Annotated in this window: 14 protein-coding genes; 10 read left to right on the top strand and 4 right to left on the bottom strand. The window is 70.7% G+C overall.

The window, feature by feature from the left end; all coding sequences use genetic code 11:
• Window positions 1-19 precede the first annotated feature (19 nt).
• A complete protein-coding gene (radA, locus tag AB0H78_RS00070) occupies window positions 20-1432 on the bottom strand; it encodes a DNA repair protein RadA (protein ID WP_363231875.1) in 1413 nt (470 codons plus the stop codon).
• Window positions 1433-1593: 161 nt separating this feature from the next.
• Here radA and AB0H78_RS00065 point away from each other — a divergent pair, with 161 nt between their 5' ends.
• Window positions 1594-3273 carry a hypothetical protein gene (locus AB0H78_RS00065; RefSeq protein ID WP_363231874.1) on the top strand — a complete coding sequence of 560 codons (1680 nt, stop codon included), beginning with the start codon at window positions 1594-1596 and terminating at the stop codon, window positions 3271-3273.
• Here AB0H78_RS00065 and AB0H78_RS00060 read toward each other — a convergent pair.
• On the bottom strand, window positions 3270-4073 hold the full coding sequence (locus AB0H78_RS00060) for a hypothetical protein (protein ID WP_363231873.1): 804 nt from the start codon (window positions 4071-4073) through the stop codon (window positions 3270-3272). The two genes, AB0H78_RS00065 and AB0H78_RS00060, sit on opposite strands and share 4 nt — an antisense overlap.
• Window positions 4074-4113: 40 nt before the next feature.
• On the opposite strand from AB0H78_RS00060, the gene AB0H78_RS00055 reads away from it, so the two are divergent.
• The 6 genes from AB0H78_RS00055 to AB0H78_RS00030 all read left to right on the top strand — a co-directional run bounded on the left by AB0H78_RS00055 (window position 4114) and on the right by AB0H78_RS00030 (window position 10058).
• Window positions 4114-5046: a Ppx/GppA phosphatase family protein gene (locus AB0H78_RS00055; RefSeq protein ID WP_363231872.1), complete on the top strand. Its 933-nt coding sequence runs from the start codon at window positions 4114-4116 to the stop codon at window positions 5044-5046.
• A gap of 23 nt (window positions 5047-5069) precedes the next feature.
• Entirely contained in the window at window positions 5070-5888 is an 819-nt protein-coding gene (locus tag AB0H78_RS00050) for a sugar phosphate isomerase/epimerase (protein WP_363231871.1), read from the top strand.
• On the top strand, window positions 5885-6547 hold the full coding sequence (locus AB0H78_RS00045; protein WP_363231870.1) for a TetR family transcriptional regulator: 663 nt from the start codon (window positions 5885-5887) through the stop codon (window positions 6545-6547). The genes AB0H78_RS00050 and AB0H78_RS00045 overlap by 4 nt, the downstream gene beginning before the upstream one ends.
• A gap of 94 nt (window positions 6548-6641) precedes the next feature.
• The gene (gene ilvD / locus AB0H78_RS00040) at window positions 6642-8495 is read left to right on the top strand and encodes a dihydroxy-acid dehydratase (protein ID WP_363231869.1); all 1854 of its coding nucleotides are present in this window, start codon (window positions 6642-6644) and stop codon (window positions 8493-8495) included.
• 211 nt (window positions 8496-8706) lie between these two features.
• Window positions 8707-9198, top strand: coding sequence for a hypothetical protein (locus AB0H78_RS00035; protein WP_363231868.1), 492 nt, complete (start codon window positions 8707-8709; stop codon window positions 9196-9198).
• Window positions 9199-9287: 89 nt separating this feature from the next.
• On the top strand, window positions 9288-10058 hold the full coding sequence (locus AB0H78_RS00030) for a class I SAM-dependent methyltransferase (protein WP_363231867.1): 771 nt from the start codon (window positions 9288-9290) through the stop codon (window positions 10056-10058).
• A 42-nt stretch (window positions 10059-10100) separates the two neighbouring features.
• On the opposite strand, the gene AB0H78_RS00025 is transcribed toward AB0H78_RS00030, so the two are convergent.
• Window positions 10101-10568 (bottom strand): hypothetical protein, encoded by a 468-nt coding sequence (locus tag AB0H78_RS00025; protein ID WP_363231866.1) that lies wholly within the window; start codon window positions 10566-10568, stop codon window positions 10101-10103.
• Window positions 10569-10681: 113 nt separating this feature from the next.
• Here AB0H78_RS00025 and AB0H78_RS00020 point away from each other — a divergent pair, with 113 nt between their 5' ends.
• From AB0H78_RS00020 to proC, 3 genes are all read left to right on the top strand, one after another.
• A complete protein-coding gene (locus AB0H78_RS00020; protein WP_363231865.1) occupies window positions 10682-11461 on the top strand; it encodes an ABC transporter ATP-binding protein in 780 nt (259 codons plus the stop codon).
• A complete protein-coding gene (locus AB0H78_RS00015; RefSeq protein ID WP_363231864.1) occupies window positions 11458-12195 on the top strand; it encodes an ABC transporter permease in 738 nt (245 codons plus the stop codon). Before AB0H78_RS00020 ends, AB0H78_RS00015 begins: the two co-directional genes overlap by 4 nt.
• 96 nt (window positions 12196-12291) lie before the next feature.
• The gene (proC, locus tag AB0H78_RS00010; protein ID WP_363231863.1) at window positions 12292-13107 is read left to right on the top strand and encodes a pyrroline-5-carboxylate reductase; all 816 of its coding nucleotides are present in this window, start codon (window positions 12292-12294) and stop codon (window positions 13105-13107) included.
• Here the strand turns inward: proC and trpS are convergent.
• Window positions 13104-14099 (bottom strand): tryptophan--tRNA ligase, encoded by a 996-nt coding sequence (gene trpS / locus AB0H78_RS00005; RefSeq protein WP_363231862.1) that lies wholly within the window; start codon window positions 14097-14099, stop codon window positions 13104-13106. The genes proC and trpS overlap by 4 nt on opposite strands.
• Window positions 14100-14678 lie beyond the last annotated feature (579 nt).

The raw sequence follows: 14678 nt of genomic DNA, 5'->3' as shown, positions 1-14678 counted from the left end.
GGCGAGACCAGGGCAAAGTCTACCGGCGCGAGTCATCCTCCCGGGGCGCCTCTGCCCGAGACCGTCGCGGAAGCACACGCAGCGCGTCCCCCATGTCGCCCACTTCGATGACCTTCATACCTGCGGGAACCTTGCCGGGATCGGTCGGAACCAGCGCGTGTGTAAAGCCGAGCCGGTGCGCTTCGGCCAGCCTCCGCTGGACCCCCGTCACCCTCCTGACCTCGCCCGCAAGCCCGACTTCGCCGATCGCGACCAGGTTTTTCGGCAGCGGTACGTCACTGGCGGCCGAGGCGAGCGCGAGCGCCATCGCGAGGTCGGCGGCGGGTTCGGTGAGCTTCACCCCGCCCACCGTCGCGGTGTAGATGTCGCGCTTGCCAAGGGCGCTGATCCGCCCGCGCTGTTCCAGCACGGCGAGCATCATCGACACCCTGGACGTCTCCAGACCCGATGTGGTGCGCCGGGGCGAAGGGATCTGCGAGTCGACGGTGAGCGCCTGGACCTCGGCGACCAGCGGCCGCTTGCCCTCCAGAGTCACCGTCAGACACGTGCCGGGCACGGGCTCGTCGCGCCGGGTCAGGAAAAGCCCGCTCGGATCGGCCAGCCCCGTGATCCCCTCGTCGTGCAGTTCGAAACAGCCGACTTCGTCCGTCGCGCCGTAACGGTTCTTGATGCCCCGCACCAGCCTGAGCCGCGCATGCCGGTCGCCCTCGAAGGAGAGCACCACATCCACCAGGTGCTCCAGGAGCCGCGGCCCCGCGATCGCCCCGTCCTTGGTGACGTGCCCGACGAGCAGCGTCGACATCCCGCGCTCCTTGGAGGCCCGGATCAGTGCGCCCGCCACCTCCCTGACCTGCGCCATTCCGCCCGGCGCCCCGTCGATCTCGGGGGAGGCCACGGTCTGTACGGAGTCCAGGACCAGCAGCGAGGGCTTCACCGCGTCCAGATGCCCGAGCACCGCCGACAGATCGGTCTCGGCGGCCAGATAGAGGTGGTCGCTGAGCGCGTGGATCCGGTCGGCGCGCAGCCTGACCTGGCTCGCGGACTCCTCGGCGGTGACGTACAGCGTGCGGTGGTCGTCGCTCGCCGCCTTCGCGGCCACGTCCAGCAGCAGCGTCGACTTGCCCACGCCCGGTTCGCCCGCGAGCAGCACGACGGCGCCGGGCACGAGCCCGCCGCCCAGCACCCGGTCCAGTTCGTCGACGCCGGTCGAACGGGCGGTCGCCTGACGGGTGTCGACCTGTCCGATGGGCACAGCGGCCGTGCTGACCCGGCCGGCCGCGGTGGTCCGGACCGCGGGCGCGCCGCCGAACTCCTCGACCGTCCCCCAGGCCTGGCACTCGGGGCAGCGGCCGAGCCACTTGGCCGTCGTATAGCCGCATTCCTTGCAGCGATAGGACGGCCGTTCTTTGGTGGATTTCGCTCGGGCAGCCATGTCGCCCACCGTATCCGCGACCACTGACAACGGGCCCCACGCCTGATCACGGCGGCGGAATGCCCGGTTCCTGTCCCCTTTTGAGGGATACGTTCACCCGTAAGGATTAAAACCGTTCAAGGGGTGCGAAGAGGCCGCGCTCTGCGGCCTACCGTCGCCGGGTGACGAGCAGCAGCAGGCTGGAGCACCCCACGCACACCACCGGCGCACACCGGGCGCAGCGACGTGCCCCGGGCCGGACGACCCGCATCCAGCGGCCGCCGGCGCGCTACGAGGCCTATCTCGACGGCCTGTTCACCTACTGTCTCTCCGTCCTGTGCGACCACGAGGCGGCGACGGCGGCACTGGGCGACGTACTCGCCCTGTCCGAGCGGCAGTTCAGCCGCTGTCCGTCCGCCGACCCGCAGCGAAGGGCCTGGCTGTACGCGCTGGCGCGCTGGGCCTGCCTGCGCAAACTGTCCGAGCTGAAGCGTTCACGGCCCGGGGCGCACACCGGCCGCGCCCCCGCCCGCACCACCGAGCCCGCCCCGTCCGTCCCGCAGGAGACCGCCGACCTCAGGCGCCGCGAACTCGCCCTGCTGGCCTGGCCGGAGGCCGCAGGCACCACCCCCGAGCAGCGCGAGGCACTCGAACTCGCGGTACGCCACCGGCTCGCCCCCGCCGAGGTCGCCGCCGTCCTCGGGATGGACTCCGCATCGGCCCGCGCCCTGCTGGCCGCCGCCGCGTGCGAGGTGGAGCGGACCCGGGCCGCCCTCGCCGTCGTCGAGACAGGCAACTGCTCCTCCGTGGCCCGCCTCACCGGCGACCGCCGGGTGCTCCTCTCCTCGGCGCTCCGCCGTGAACTCGTACGCCATGTCGACGACTGCCCGCGCTGCCGCCGCGCCGCCGAGCGCGCCGGCGCCTCCGGGCCGTGGCCCGGCTCCGCGCTCACGCCCTCGCTCCACGGCTCGCCCGCCGAACTGCCGCTGGTCACGGCCCCGCGCCAGGCGGCGTACGTGGCGATGCTGCACGCCCCGCGCGGCAGCGCCCCCCGCTTCGGGCGAAACGGTTTCCCTCTCGACCCCAAGGACCACGCGGCCCGCCGCGACCGGCTCCGCGCCCGCGCGGTCACCACCACCGTCGTGGCGACCGTGGTCGCGGCCCCCGTGCTGGCGCTCTGGGCGGCGTACCGCGGAGCACCCTTCACCGGCGAGGGCCACGACGGCTCCCGGGTCACCGCGAGCGAGACGGACGGCGCGGGAGGCCTCAACTCCAGCCCGTACGACCACTACGAGAACGCGGGCAACGCCCGCACCGACCCGTCCCCCGGCTTCACCGCGGGCAGCCGGGCCCCGGACGTCTCGGTGGAGGTGGTCAGCCCCGGAGCCGCGGCAGGACCCACGGCCCCCGGCGCAGGGCGCCTCACGGTGGAGGCCCAGGTGTCCGGCGGGACGACCACGATCACACTCACCAACACGGGCGGCGCCCCGGTGCGCTGGTCGTCCTGGACGGACGCGGACTGGCTCCGCTTCAGCAGCACTTCGGGAACCCTCGCCCCCGGCGCGACGTTCACGATTCAGGTGTACGTGAACCACCACCGCGACCCGGACGGCGACTGGACGGCCCGCATCGGCATCGACCCCACCGGCGCGGTGGTCTCGGTCTCCGGGCACGGCCGGTCCCACCACCACGACGACCCGACGGACGACCCCACACCGCCCACCCAGGACCCGACCCCGACCCCCACGGACAGCGCGTCGCCCACCCCGACGGACCCCACCCCGACGCCCACACCCACGGCCTCGGACAGCACGACGCCGCCGCCCCCTTCGGAGACGGCGGCGCCTGGACCCACCGACTAGCCGACCGGGTCCGCCGGGTGCGGCGCCATCGGCAGCAGCGAGGACAGCCGCTCCTCGCAGAGCTCCACGAGGCGGTCGTAACCCCCCTTGCCCATCAGCTCGGTGAGCTCGGGCCGGTACGTCACATAGACCGGATCGCCCGCACCGTGCGCAGACGTCGCCGACGTGCACCACCAGTGCAGGTCATGGCCGCCGGGACCCCAGCCCCGCCGGTCGTACTCCCCGATCGAGATCTGGAGCACGCGCGAGTCGTCCGGCCGGTCGATCCAGTCGTACGTCCGCCGGACCGGCAACTGCCAGCACACGTCCGGCTTCGTCTCCAGCGGCTCCTTGCCCTCCTTGAGCGCCAGGATGTGCAGGGAGCACCCCGCGCCGCCCTTGAAACCGGGCCGGTTCTGGAAGATGCACGACCCGTTCCAGCGGCGCGTCTGGCGCTCGCCGTCATCGTCGAGCTGGGTCCACCCGGTGTCGGTCCCGACGTCATGGAACTGCCACATGTCCGGCGTCAGCCGCGCCACATGCCCGGCGACCCGCTGCTCGTCCTCGTCGTCGGAGAAGTGCGCACCGAGCGTGCAGCACCCGTCGTCCGCCCGCCCGGCCTCGATCCCCTGGCACCCACTGCCGAAGATGCACGTCCACCGTGACGTCAGCCACGTCAGATCGCACCGGAAGATCTGCTCGTCGTCGGCCGGGTCGGGAAACTCGACCCAGGCCCGCGCGAAGTCCAGACCCTTCTCGTCATGCTTCGGCTTGGGCAGCTTTACGGCTTTGCCCGGCTTAACCTTTTTCGTCTTCGGCACACGGCAAGGGTAAGTGCCCATCCGCAGTAGCGTTCCGCATATGAGACTCGGAGTCCTCGACGTCGGTTCGAACACAGTTCATCTGCTGGTCGTCGACGCCCACCCTGGCGCCCGCCCGCTGCCGGCGCACTCGCACAAGGCCGAGCTCCGTCTCGCCGAACTCATCGACGAGCACGGGGCGATCGGCCCCGAAGGCGTCGACCGGCTGGTCGCCACCATCAACGAAGGCCTCCAGGCGGCCGAGGACAAGGGCGCCGAAGAGGTCCTGCCCTTCGCGACCTCCGCCGTCCGCGAGGCCAGCAACGCCGACCACGTCCTGGCCCGCGTCCACGACGAGACGGGCGTCGACCTCCAGGTCCTCACCGGCGAGGAGGAGGCCCGGCTCACCTTCCTCGCCGCGCGCCGCTGGTACGGCTGGTCCGCCGGGCGGATCCTCCTCCTCGACATCGGCGGCGGCTCCCTCGAAATCGCGTACGGCATGGACGAGAACCCCGACATCGCCGTCTCCCTCCCGCTCGGCGCCGGCCGCCTCACCCACACCTGGCTGCCCGGAGACCCGCCCGACCCGCTGGACGTGAAGGCCCTGCGCCGCCACGTACGCGCCCAAATCGCCCGTACGGTCGGCGAGTTCACCCGTTTCGGCAAGCCCGACCACGTCGTCGCGACCTCCAAGACCTTCAAGCAGCTCTCCCGCATCGCAGGGGCCGCCCGCTCGAACGAAGGTCTCTATATCCAGCGCCGGCTGAGTCGTAAATCACTGGAGGAGTGGGTCCCCAAGCTCGCCGCGATGACGACGGCGGAACGCGCCGCACTCCCCGGCGTCTCCGAGGGCCGCGCGCACCAGCTCCCCGCAGGAGCCCTGGTCGCAGAGGGTGCGATGGACCTCTTCGGCGTCGAAGAGCTCGAAGTCTGCCCCTGGGCACTGCGCGAGGGCATCATCCTGCGCCGCCTGGACCACCTCCCGCCCCGCTAGCCATGGCCCGTACGCTGTCTCCCGTGGCAGAACCAGTGGTGCGCATCCCGGATGCGAAGGTCGCGCTGTCCACGGCGTCCGTGTATCCGGAGTCGACGGCGACGGCCTTCGAGATCGCCGCGCGCCTGGGCTACGACGGCGTCGAGGTCATGGTCTGGACCGATCCCGTCTCCCAGGACATCGAGGCGCTGCGCCGCCTCTCCGATTACCACGGCGTCCCGATCCTGGCCGTACACGCCCCGTGCCTCCTGATCACCCAGCGCGTGTGGTCCACCGACCCGTGGACCAAGCTCCAGCGCGCCCAGGCGGCGGCCGAGAAGCTCGGCGCCTCCGCGGTCGTCGTCCACCCGCCCTTCAGGTGGCAGCGCCAGTACGCCCGCGACTTCGTCTCCGGGATCTGGCGGATGGCGGACGAGACGGACGTCCGCTTCGCTGTCGAGAACATGTACCCCTGGCGCTACCGCGACCGCGAGATGCTCGCCTACGCACCCGACTGGGACGTCACCAAGGAGGACTACCGCCACTTCACGGTCGACCTCTCGCACACCGCGACGGCCCGCTCCGAGGCCATGGACATGGTCGACAGGATGGGCGACCGCCTCGCCCACATCCACCTCGCCGACGGCCGCGGCTCCGGCAAGGACGAACACCTGGTCCCGGGCCGCGGTACGCAGCCCTGCGCCGAACTCCTGGAGCGGCTCGCCCGTACGTCCTTCGACGGCCACGTCGTCATCGAGGTCAACACGCGCCGCGCGATGTCCGCCGCCGAACGCGAGGCCGACCTGGCGGAGGCCCTGGCCTTCACCCGCCTCCACCTGGCCACCCGGGTCCACCAGCCGTGACCTCCGAAGGGACCCCGCGCCGCCGCGGCCGCCCCTCCCGCGCCCAGTCCGCAGGAGAACCGGCCGCCCGCGAGCGGATCCTGGCCGCCGCACGCACGGAGTTCTCCGAGCGCGGATACGACAAGACCTCCATGCGCGGCGTCGCCAAGCAGGCCGGGGTCGACGCGGCCCTGGTCCACCACTACTTCGGTACGAAGGACGACCTCTTCGAGTCGGCCATCGAGACGACCCTGGAGCCCGCCCAACTGCTCCCCGCGATCATCGGCACGTCCACGGACGGCATCGGCGACCGCCTGGCCCGCTCCTTCATCGGCATCTGGGAGAACCCGGCGACCCGCGCCCCCCTCCTCGCCGTGGTCCGCTCCGCCCTGACCCACGAAGCCGCCGCCAAGGTGCTGCGCGCCTTCTTCCAGCGCCGGGTCCTGGAGCGGGTGGCGGCGGACCTGGACGTGCCCGACCCGAAGTTCCGCGCGGAGCTGGCGGCCTCGCACATGATCGGCATCGCGGTCATGCGGTACGTACTGAAGGTCGAGCCCCTGGCCTCCGCGGACCCGGAGGAGATCATCGCGCTGGTCGCCCCGACCCTCCAGCGCTACCTGACGGACGCGGCCCCCGACCCCGACTCCGGCCCCGCCCCCGTACGAGCGCCCGCATCCTGAGCCCCGCGTCCCGCATTCCGGACGAGCTGTCCAAATCGTGGAGCCCGGGCGTACGCTCGCGAGGAGCCCCATCCCTCCTAAGGAGCGAGCGACGATGCCCGAGCTGAGGTCCCGCACAGTCACCCACGGACGCAACATGGCAGGCGCCCGCGCCCTCATGCGCGCCTCCGGTGTACCCGGCGCGGACATCGGACGGAAGCCGATCATCGCGGTGGCCAACTCCTTCACGGAGTTCGTCCCCGGACACACGCACCTCGCCCCGGTCGGCCGGATCGTCTCCGAGGCGATCACGGCGGCAGGCGGCATCGCCCGCGAGTTCAACACGATCGCGGTCGACGACGGCATCGCGATGGGCCACGGCGGGATGCTCTACAGCCTCCCCTCCCGCGACCTCATCGCGGACAGCGTCGAGTACATGGTGGAGGCGCACTGCGCCGACGCCCTGATCTGCATCTCGAACTGCGACAAGATCACCCCGGGCATGCTGAACGCCGCGATGCGCCTCAACATCCCGACGGTCTTCGTCTCCGGCGGTCCGATGGAGGCCGGAAAGGCCACCCTCGTCGACGGCACGGTCCGCAAGCTCGACCTGGTCAACGCGATCTCGGACGCGGTCGACGAGAGCGTCTCGGACGAGGACATCCTCCGTATCGAGGAGAACGCCTGCCCCACCTGCGGCAGCTGTTCGGGCATGTTCACCGCCAACTCGATGAACTGCCTGACCGAGGCCCTCGGCCTCTCCCTCCCCGGCAACGGCTCGCTGCTGGCCACGCACACGGCCCGCAGGGCGCTGTACGAGCAGGCCGGCCGCACGATCGTCGAGATCACCCACCGCTACTACTCCGAGGACGACGAGACGGTCCTGCCGCGCACCATCGGCAGCCGCGCCGCCTTCGAGAACGCGATGGCCCTGGACATCTCCATGGGCGGCTCCACCAACACGATCCTCCACCTCCTGGCCGCCGCCCAGGAAGCCGAGCTCGACTACGACCTGGACGACATGAACGCGGTCTCGCGCCGCGTCCCCTGCCTCTCCAAGGTCGCCCCGAACGTCGCCCCCGGCGGTACGTACTACATGGAGGACGTCCACCGGGCAGGTGGAATCCCCGCCATCCTCGGCGAGCTCCACCGCGCGGGCCTGCTCAACGAGGAAGTCCACTCGGTCCACTCCCCGTCCCTCGCGGACTGGCTGAAGACCTGGGACGTCCGCGGCGGCTCCCCGTCGCCCGAGGCCGTCGAGCTCTGGCACGCGGCCCCCGGCTGCGTCCGCTCGGCAACGGCCTTCTCCCAGTCGGAGCGCTGGGACACCCTCGACACGGACGCGGCCGGCGGCTGCATCCGCGACCTGGCGCACGCGTACTCCGTGGACGGCGGTCTGGCGGTCCTCAAGGGCAATCTGGCGGTCGACGGCTGCGTCGTGAAGACGGCCGGCGTCGACGAGTCGATCTGGACCTTCGAGGGCCCGGCGGTCGTCTGCGAATCCCAGGAATCCGCGGTCGAGAAGATCCTCAACAAGCAGATCGAGCCGGGCGACGTCGTCGTCATCCGTTACGAGGGCCCGAAGGGCGGCCCGGGTATGCAGGAGATGCTCTACCCGACCTCCTTCCTCAAGGGCCGCGGCCTCGGCAAGGTGTGCGCCCTGGTCACGGACGGCCGCTTCTCCGGCGGTACGTCGGGCCTCTCGATCGGCCACGCGTCCCCCGAGGCGGCGAGCGGCGGCACGATCGCGCTGGTCGAGGACGGCGACCGTATCCGCATCGACATCCCGAACCGCACCATCGAGCTCCTGGTCTCCGACGCCGACCTGGACACCCGCCGCGCCGCCCTGAACGGCGTCTACGCCCCCAAGTCCCGCGAGCGCAAGGTCTCGCAGGCCCTGAAGGCGTACGCGGCAATGGCCACCAGCGCCGACAAGGGCGCGGTCCGCGACGTCAGCAAGCTCGGCTGACCCAAGGCCACCACCCGCCCCACGCACCCCACGCGTTTCAGCCACCGACTGGCCCGGATGCCCCCTGTGGGCGTCCGGGCCTTCGGGTCAAGCGCTCACGGTCAAGTGGGGCGGAATGATCACGGCGGGCGTCGGCACGTACACGTACACCAGCCCGTGGGAGCACTGCGGCTAACCGCAGCACGGCTCCCGCCCAGGGATAATCAACCCTGTGAGCGAGAACCCCAGCACCACCCCCGGCGGGCCGCAGCCCGAGTCCATCCGCTTCTTCGGCACGACCTGGGTCGACCGTTCGGACGGCTACGGACTGCGGCGCGCCGGTGTCGCGGCCGGCTCGCTCGTCGCTGCGGCAGCGGCCTGTTTCATCATGCGCTTCGCCTACCAGGGCCTGGAGATCGCCAATGTGGGCGGCTTCGTCAACGTGCTCTTCATCCTGGTCTTCTCGGTCTGCAGCGCCCTCGCGTTCGCCCGCACCTGGGACGGCTTCCGCCGCCGCCCCGCGGACCCGGGCAGGGAGGAAGCGCTCCGCAGCCTGAAGGCGATCGGCTTCATCGGCTCGCTGATCGCGTACTTCTTCCGCTCCCTCATCGAGGCCCCCGGCGAGAAGCTCCGCCGCGAGGAGTACGCGACGGCGGTGTCGCAGTACGAGAAGCGCCGCGGAAATCGCACGGGCAACCCCGCGGCGCGCAAGAAGCGCAAGTAGCGCAGTAGCGCAGTAGCGCGGGAAGCGGCCCCGCCGGAGCCCCCACCTGGACGACGCCCCCTGGTCAACCTCCGTGTGGCCCCGCCAGGATGACCGGCATGACGAAAGACTTCGCGCTGTCCTTCGACTCGGTGGCCGCCCAGTACGCCGCATCCCGGCCCGGCTATCCGCCCGCTCTCTTCGACGCCGTCGAGGCGATGGCCGGCCTCTCCTTCAAAGGGGCGACGGTCTACGACATCGGCGCAGGCACAGGCATCGCCACGCGTCTCCTCCGCGACCGGGGAGCGCAGGTCACCGCCGTGGAACCGGGCCCCGCAATGGCGGCCCAACTGCGGCAGCGCCTCCCGGACGTCCCACTGATCCAGGGCGACGGCAACAGCCTTCCCCTCGCTTCGGGCTCGGCGGACTTCATCACGTACGCCCAGTCCTGGCACTGGACGGACCCGTCCCGCTCCATCCCCGAAGCGTTCCGCGTACTGGCACCGCGCGGCGCGCTGGCGCTCTGGTGGAACATCCCGGACCCGAAGGTCCCCTGGACGGCGGCCCAGGAGGCCCGCCTCCAGAAACGCTTCCCCGACTACCACCGGCACGGCGTGGCACCCGAGGCCCCCGCGATCATCAAGACCCTCGACGACGGCCTGAGGCCCGCGTTCCGCACCCTCCACTGGCGCCGGACGGTCCCCCTGGACACCCACCTGGGCCACCTGGGCAGCCGCTCCTACTTCGCGACGATGGGCGCGGAGGTCACGGCCGAGGTCCTGGCGGACGAACGTGCGGAACTCCTCCGCACCTTCCCCGACGGCCAGATCGAGGAGTCGTACGCACTGGACGTCACGGTGGTGAGAAATCCGCCCCGCTGACCACCCGTCCGGGCCCCGCTCCCACGGCCCCGGCCCGGCCGCTCAGCGACGCCCACCACCGAACCGCCCCACCAGCCCGACCACTCCACCCACCACGATCCCGCGCCAGATCCCGTCGCCCACGCTCGCGAAGAAGCTCTCCGACCCGAGCACCTGCCGCACCACCACATCGCTGAAGGCCATCAGCGCGGCAGGCACCGCGGCGACGCGCCAGGGATGGGCCGCGGCCCACCGCCGTATCCGGCGGTCGGACCCGGACCCGGACGTCGCCCCGCCCCGCCTGCCGAGCACCGCCCCCGCCCCGCCCACCACATAGAAGAGCGTCAGGGCGACGGACAGCGCGCCGACGACCACACCCGACCCGAACCCGTCGGCGATGGTCCCGACGCCGAGCGAGACGACTCCGCCCAGCGCCCCGACCGCCGATGCGGCCCGCCAGGGCCCGAGCGTCGCGGAGGCGACCGCCAGATTCCGTCCCTCCGCCTTGCTGATTCCACTGTTCTGCGTCATATATCCACACTCCGCCCCCAACTCCCCTCCCGGCCATGGGGGATGACCCTGACGTACCCCTGAACTCCCCGGAGCCTTGACGGCGGCCGCGACCCGAGCGCATTATTCATCACATGATGAATAAACCGCCGGACGCCGTAACGGCCCGCGGCCTGTCCGTCGTCCGCGGCCCCCGCACCGTCCTGCACGACCTGCACTTCACCGTCCCCCGAGGCCAGATCACCGGACTCCTCGGCCCGTCGGGCTGCGGCAAGTCGACCCTGATGCGCGCGATCGTCGGCACCCAGGCCAGAGTCACCGGCACCCTGGACGTCCTCGGCCTCCCCGCCGGATCCACCGCCCTGCGCCCCCGCATCGGCTACGTCACCCAGACCCCCTCGGTCTACGCGGACCTCACCGTCCACCAGAACCTCGCCTATTTCGCCGCGATCCTCACCCCGGGCCGCGCGGCAGCCGCCCGACGCCGTACGGACGTGGACCGAGCGATCTCCGCCGTGGACCTCACCACCCACACCGAGGCCCTCGCCAAGAACCTCTCCGGCGGCCAGCTCAACCGCGTATCCCTCGCGGTGGCACTCCTCGGAAGCCCCGAACTCCTGGTCCTGGACGAGCCGACCGTCGGCCTCGACCCCGTACTCCGCCGCGATCTGTGGACCCTCTTCCACGACATCGCGGCCGACGGCACCACGATCCTCGTCTCCTCCCACGCCATGGACGAGGCCGAACGCTGCGACCGGCTGCTCCTCCTCCGCGAAGGCACGATCCTCGCCGACGAGACCCCGGACGCCCTCCTCACCCGCACCCGCACCGCCACAGCCGAAGAAGGCTTCCTCCACCTGGTCGACGAGGCCGCCGCCCAGGCCACCCCCAAGGCCAAGGAGCAGGCCCGATGAACGCCGCCCGTACCGCCGCCACAGCCGCCCGGGTCCTGCGCCAGCTCCGCCACGACCCGCGCTCGATCGTCCTGCTCCTGGCAGTCCCCTGCGTGATGCTGCTCCTCCTGCGCTACGTGTTCGACGGCAGCCCGCGCACCTTCGACTCCATCGGCGCCTCGCTCCTCGGCATCTTCCCGCTGATCACGATGTTCCTGGTGACCTCCATCGCCACCCTCCGCGAACGCACCTCGGGCACCCTCGAACGCCTCCTCGCGATGCCCCTGGCCAAGTCGGACCTGATCGGCGGCTACGCCCTGGCCTTCGGCGCGGTAGCGGTGATCCAGTCGGCACTGGCCACAGCCCTCGCCCTCTGGGCCCTGGGCCTGGACGTCACGGGTTCCCCCTGGCTGCTCCTCCTCATCGCACTCCTGGACGCCCTCCTCGGCACCGCACTCGGCCTCTTCGTCTCCGCCTTCGCGACCTCCGAATTCCAGGCGGTCCAGTTCATGCCGGCGGTGCTCTTCCCCCAACTCCTCCTCTGCGGCCTCTTCGCCCCGCGCGCCACGATGCAGCCGGTCCTCGAAGCGATCTCGTACGCCTTCCCGATGTCGTACGCGGTGGACGGCATGACCCAGGTCCTCACCCACCCCGACGTCACCTCCACCTTCGTCCGCGACTCCGCTGTAGTGACCGCCTGCGCCCTGGCCGTCCTCGTCCTCGGCGCGGCAACCCTCCGCCGCCGCACCCCCTGACGACGGATCCACGCCTCGGACGCCCGCCCGCACCCCCCACCCGCAATGCGAGGATGACGAGAACAACCAGGCACCAACGGCGAGGTGAACAGCCCCATGGCCACGACCACGACAGTCGCAGTCCTCGGTACGGGAAAGATCGGCGAAGCCCTTCTCTCCGGCATGATCCGAGCGGGCTGGCACCCCAGCAGCCTCCTGGTCACCACCCGCCGCCCGGAGCGGGCCGAGGAGCTCCACACCCGCTACGGCGTGGAAGCGGTCACCAACGCCGAGGCGGCCAAGCGGGCCGACACCCTCATCCTGGCGGTCAAGCCCCAGGACATGGGCACCCTCCTCGACGAGCTGGCGCCCCACACCACACCCGCCCACCTGCTGATCAGCGCGGCGGCAGGCATCCCCACCACGTTCATCGAGGACCGCCTCCCGAACGAGACCCCCGTCGTCCGGGTCATGCCGAACACCCCGGTCCTCGTGGACGAGGGCATGTCGGTGATCTCGGCCGGCACCCACGCGACCCCCGCGCACCTCACCCACACCACAGAGATCTTCGGCGCGGTGGGCAAGACACTCCGTGTCCCCGAATCCCAGCAGGACGCAGCCACCGCGCTCTCCGGCTCGGGCCCGGCGTACTTCTACTTCCTGGTCGAAGCGATGACCGACGCCGGAATCCTCCTCGGCCTCCCGCGCGCCCAGGCCCACGACCTGATCGTCCAGGCGGCCATCGGCGCGGCAGTGATGCTCCGCGACAGCGGCGAACACCCGGTAAAGCTCCGCGAGGCGGTCACATCCCCCGCAGGCACCACCATCAGCGCGATCCGCGAACTTGAGAACCACGGCGTACGAGCAGCCCTGATCGCCGCCCTGGAAGCAGCCCGCGACCGAAGCCGCGAGCTGGCTTCCGGCAACGGCTAAGGCTCCAGCAGCCCGATCGCCGCATAAGCAGCATCCACAGTCGGCCGAGCGAGCCCACGAGCCCGCTCGGCCCCCGCCCGCAGCACGCCCTGCACATACCCGGGATCAGCGGCCAGCTCCGCATGCCGCGCCCGCACGGGCCGGAGCAGCTCCACGACAGCCTCGGCGACATCGCGCTTCAAAGCCCCGTACCCCGAGTACTGCTCCGCCAGCTCCCCGGGCTCCTTCCCCGTACAGGCAGCGAAGATCTCCAACAGATTCGCGACACCAGGACTGCGCTCCCGCTCGTACACAACGTCGCTCCCTCCGTCGGTCACAGCCCGCATGACCTTCTTCCGTACGACATCGGCGTCATCGAGCAGATAGACGATCCCCGCCCCCGAGGCCTGCGACTTCCCCATCTTTCCGCTCGGATCCTGCAGATCCATGACCCGCGCGGCCACCGGCGGCCGAATGGCCCGAGGCACCACAAAGGTCTGCCCGTACCGCTGGTTGAACCGCACGGCCAGATCCCGCGCCAGCTCGACATGCTGCGTCTGGTCCTCGCCCACGGGCACCTCATCGGTCCCGTACGCGAGGATGTCGGCAGCCATCAGCGCCGGATAGGTGAGCAGGGACAGCCGAACCCCGTCCCCACGCTCCCGCGCCTGCGCGGCCTTCTCCTTGTACTGGATCATGCGCCGCATCTCGCCGTCGGAGGCGGTGCACTCCATCAGATACGACAGCCGCGCATGCTCATCCACCTGACTCTGTACGAACACGACGCACTGCTCCGGATCGAGCCCAGAAGCCAGCAACAGCGTCGCCGCCTGCCGACTGAGCCGCCGTACCCGCGCAGGATCGTGCTCCATGGTCAGCGCGTGCAGATCCACCACGCAGAACAGCGACTCGGCCCGGTACTGATCCACCTCGGCCCACTGCCGGATCGCGCCCAGGTAGTTCCCCAGCGTCAGATGCCCCGTCGGCTTGACCCCACTGAAGACCCGCGTCATCTCTCTCAACCTCCTGATCGAGCCCGCCACCACCAGCGGCCGAGCTCCCGGAGGGAGAAAACAGAAACGGCCGCCGAAGCGGCGGCCGTTGGTACATGCGCAAGTGCCGGCCGCCTGTCAGGCGGCCCACCACTGAAGGATGCACGCATGCGATGTCATGCCCCTCACTCTAGCGACCAGGCCCCGGCTTGACACGGGTTTGTCCGCTCCGTAATGTTCTCCGAGCTGTCCGACGTGAGCGCCGACCCTGGTCGGTCCCCGGACAGTCATCTCGCAACAACCATTTCGAACGAACGACGACTAGTCGTTTCATTCCTATGCGTGTGCGCGAAATGAGGATTCAACCCCGATTAGCGTCGGAGGCCAGGAATCCGCTAAAGTCTCACTCGTCGGAACGGCCCAACAGCCGGAAAGACAACCCAAGTTCGACTGGGAATCGGGCCCGAAAGGATCTGATAGAGTCGGAAACGCAAGACCGAAGGGAAGCGCCCGGAGGAAAGCCCGAGAGGGTGAGTACAAAGGAAGCGTCCGTTCCTTGAGAACTCAACAGCGTGCCAAAAGTCAACGCCAGATATGTTG

This window comes from Streptomyces sp. NPDC050738, assembly GCF_040654175.1.
Lineage (GTDB): Bacteria > Actinomycetota > Actinomycetes > Streptomycetales > Streptomycetaceae > Streptomyces.
This window is presented reverse-complemented; position numbering and strand designations above follow the sequence as displayed.

What these genes read in the sequence shown, in the direction of transcription:
- AB0H78_RS00015 (WP_363231864.1), top strand. Translation starts at nt 11,458, where the DNA reads ATGAACGCCGCCCGTACCGCCGCCACAGCCGCCCGGGTCCTGCGCCAG.
- AB0H78_RS00020 (WP_363231865.1), top strand. Translation starts at nt 10,682, where the DNA reads ATGATGAATAAACCGCCGGACGCCGTAACGGCCCGCGGCCTGTCCGTC.
- proC (WP_363231863.1), top strand. Translation starts at nt 12,292, where the DNA reads ATGGCCACGACCACGACAGTCGCAGTCCTCGGTACGGGAAAGATCGGC.
- radA (WP_363231875.1), bottom strand. Translation starts at nt 1,432, where the DNA reads ATGGCTGCCCGAGCGAAATCCACCAAAGAACGGCCGTCCTATCGCTGC.
- trpS (WP_363231862.1), bottom strand. Translation starts at nt 14,099, where the DNA reads ATGACGCGGGTCTTCAGTGGGGTCAAGCCGACGGGGCATCTGACGCTG.
- AB0H78_RS00030 (WP_363231867.1), top strand. Translation starts at nt 9,288, where the DNA reads ATGACCGGCATGACGAAAGACTTCGCGCTGTCCTTCGACTCGGTGGCC.
- ilvD (WP_363231869.1), top strand. Translation starts at nt 6,642, where the DNA reads ATGCCCGAGCTGAGGTCCCGCACAGTCACCCACGGACGCAACATGGCA.
- AB0H78_RS00025 (WP_363231866.1), bottom strand. Translation starts at nt 10,568, where the DNA reads ATGACGCAGAACAGTGGAATCAGCAAGGCGGAGGGACGGAATCTGGCG.
- AB0H78_RS00055 (WP_363231872.1), top strand. Translation starts at nt 4,114, where the DNA reads ATGAGACTCGGAGTCCTCGACGTCGGTTCGAACACAGTTCATCTGCTG.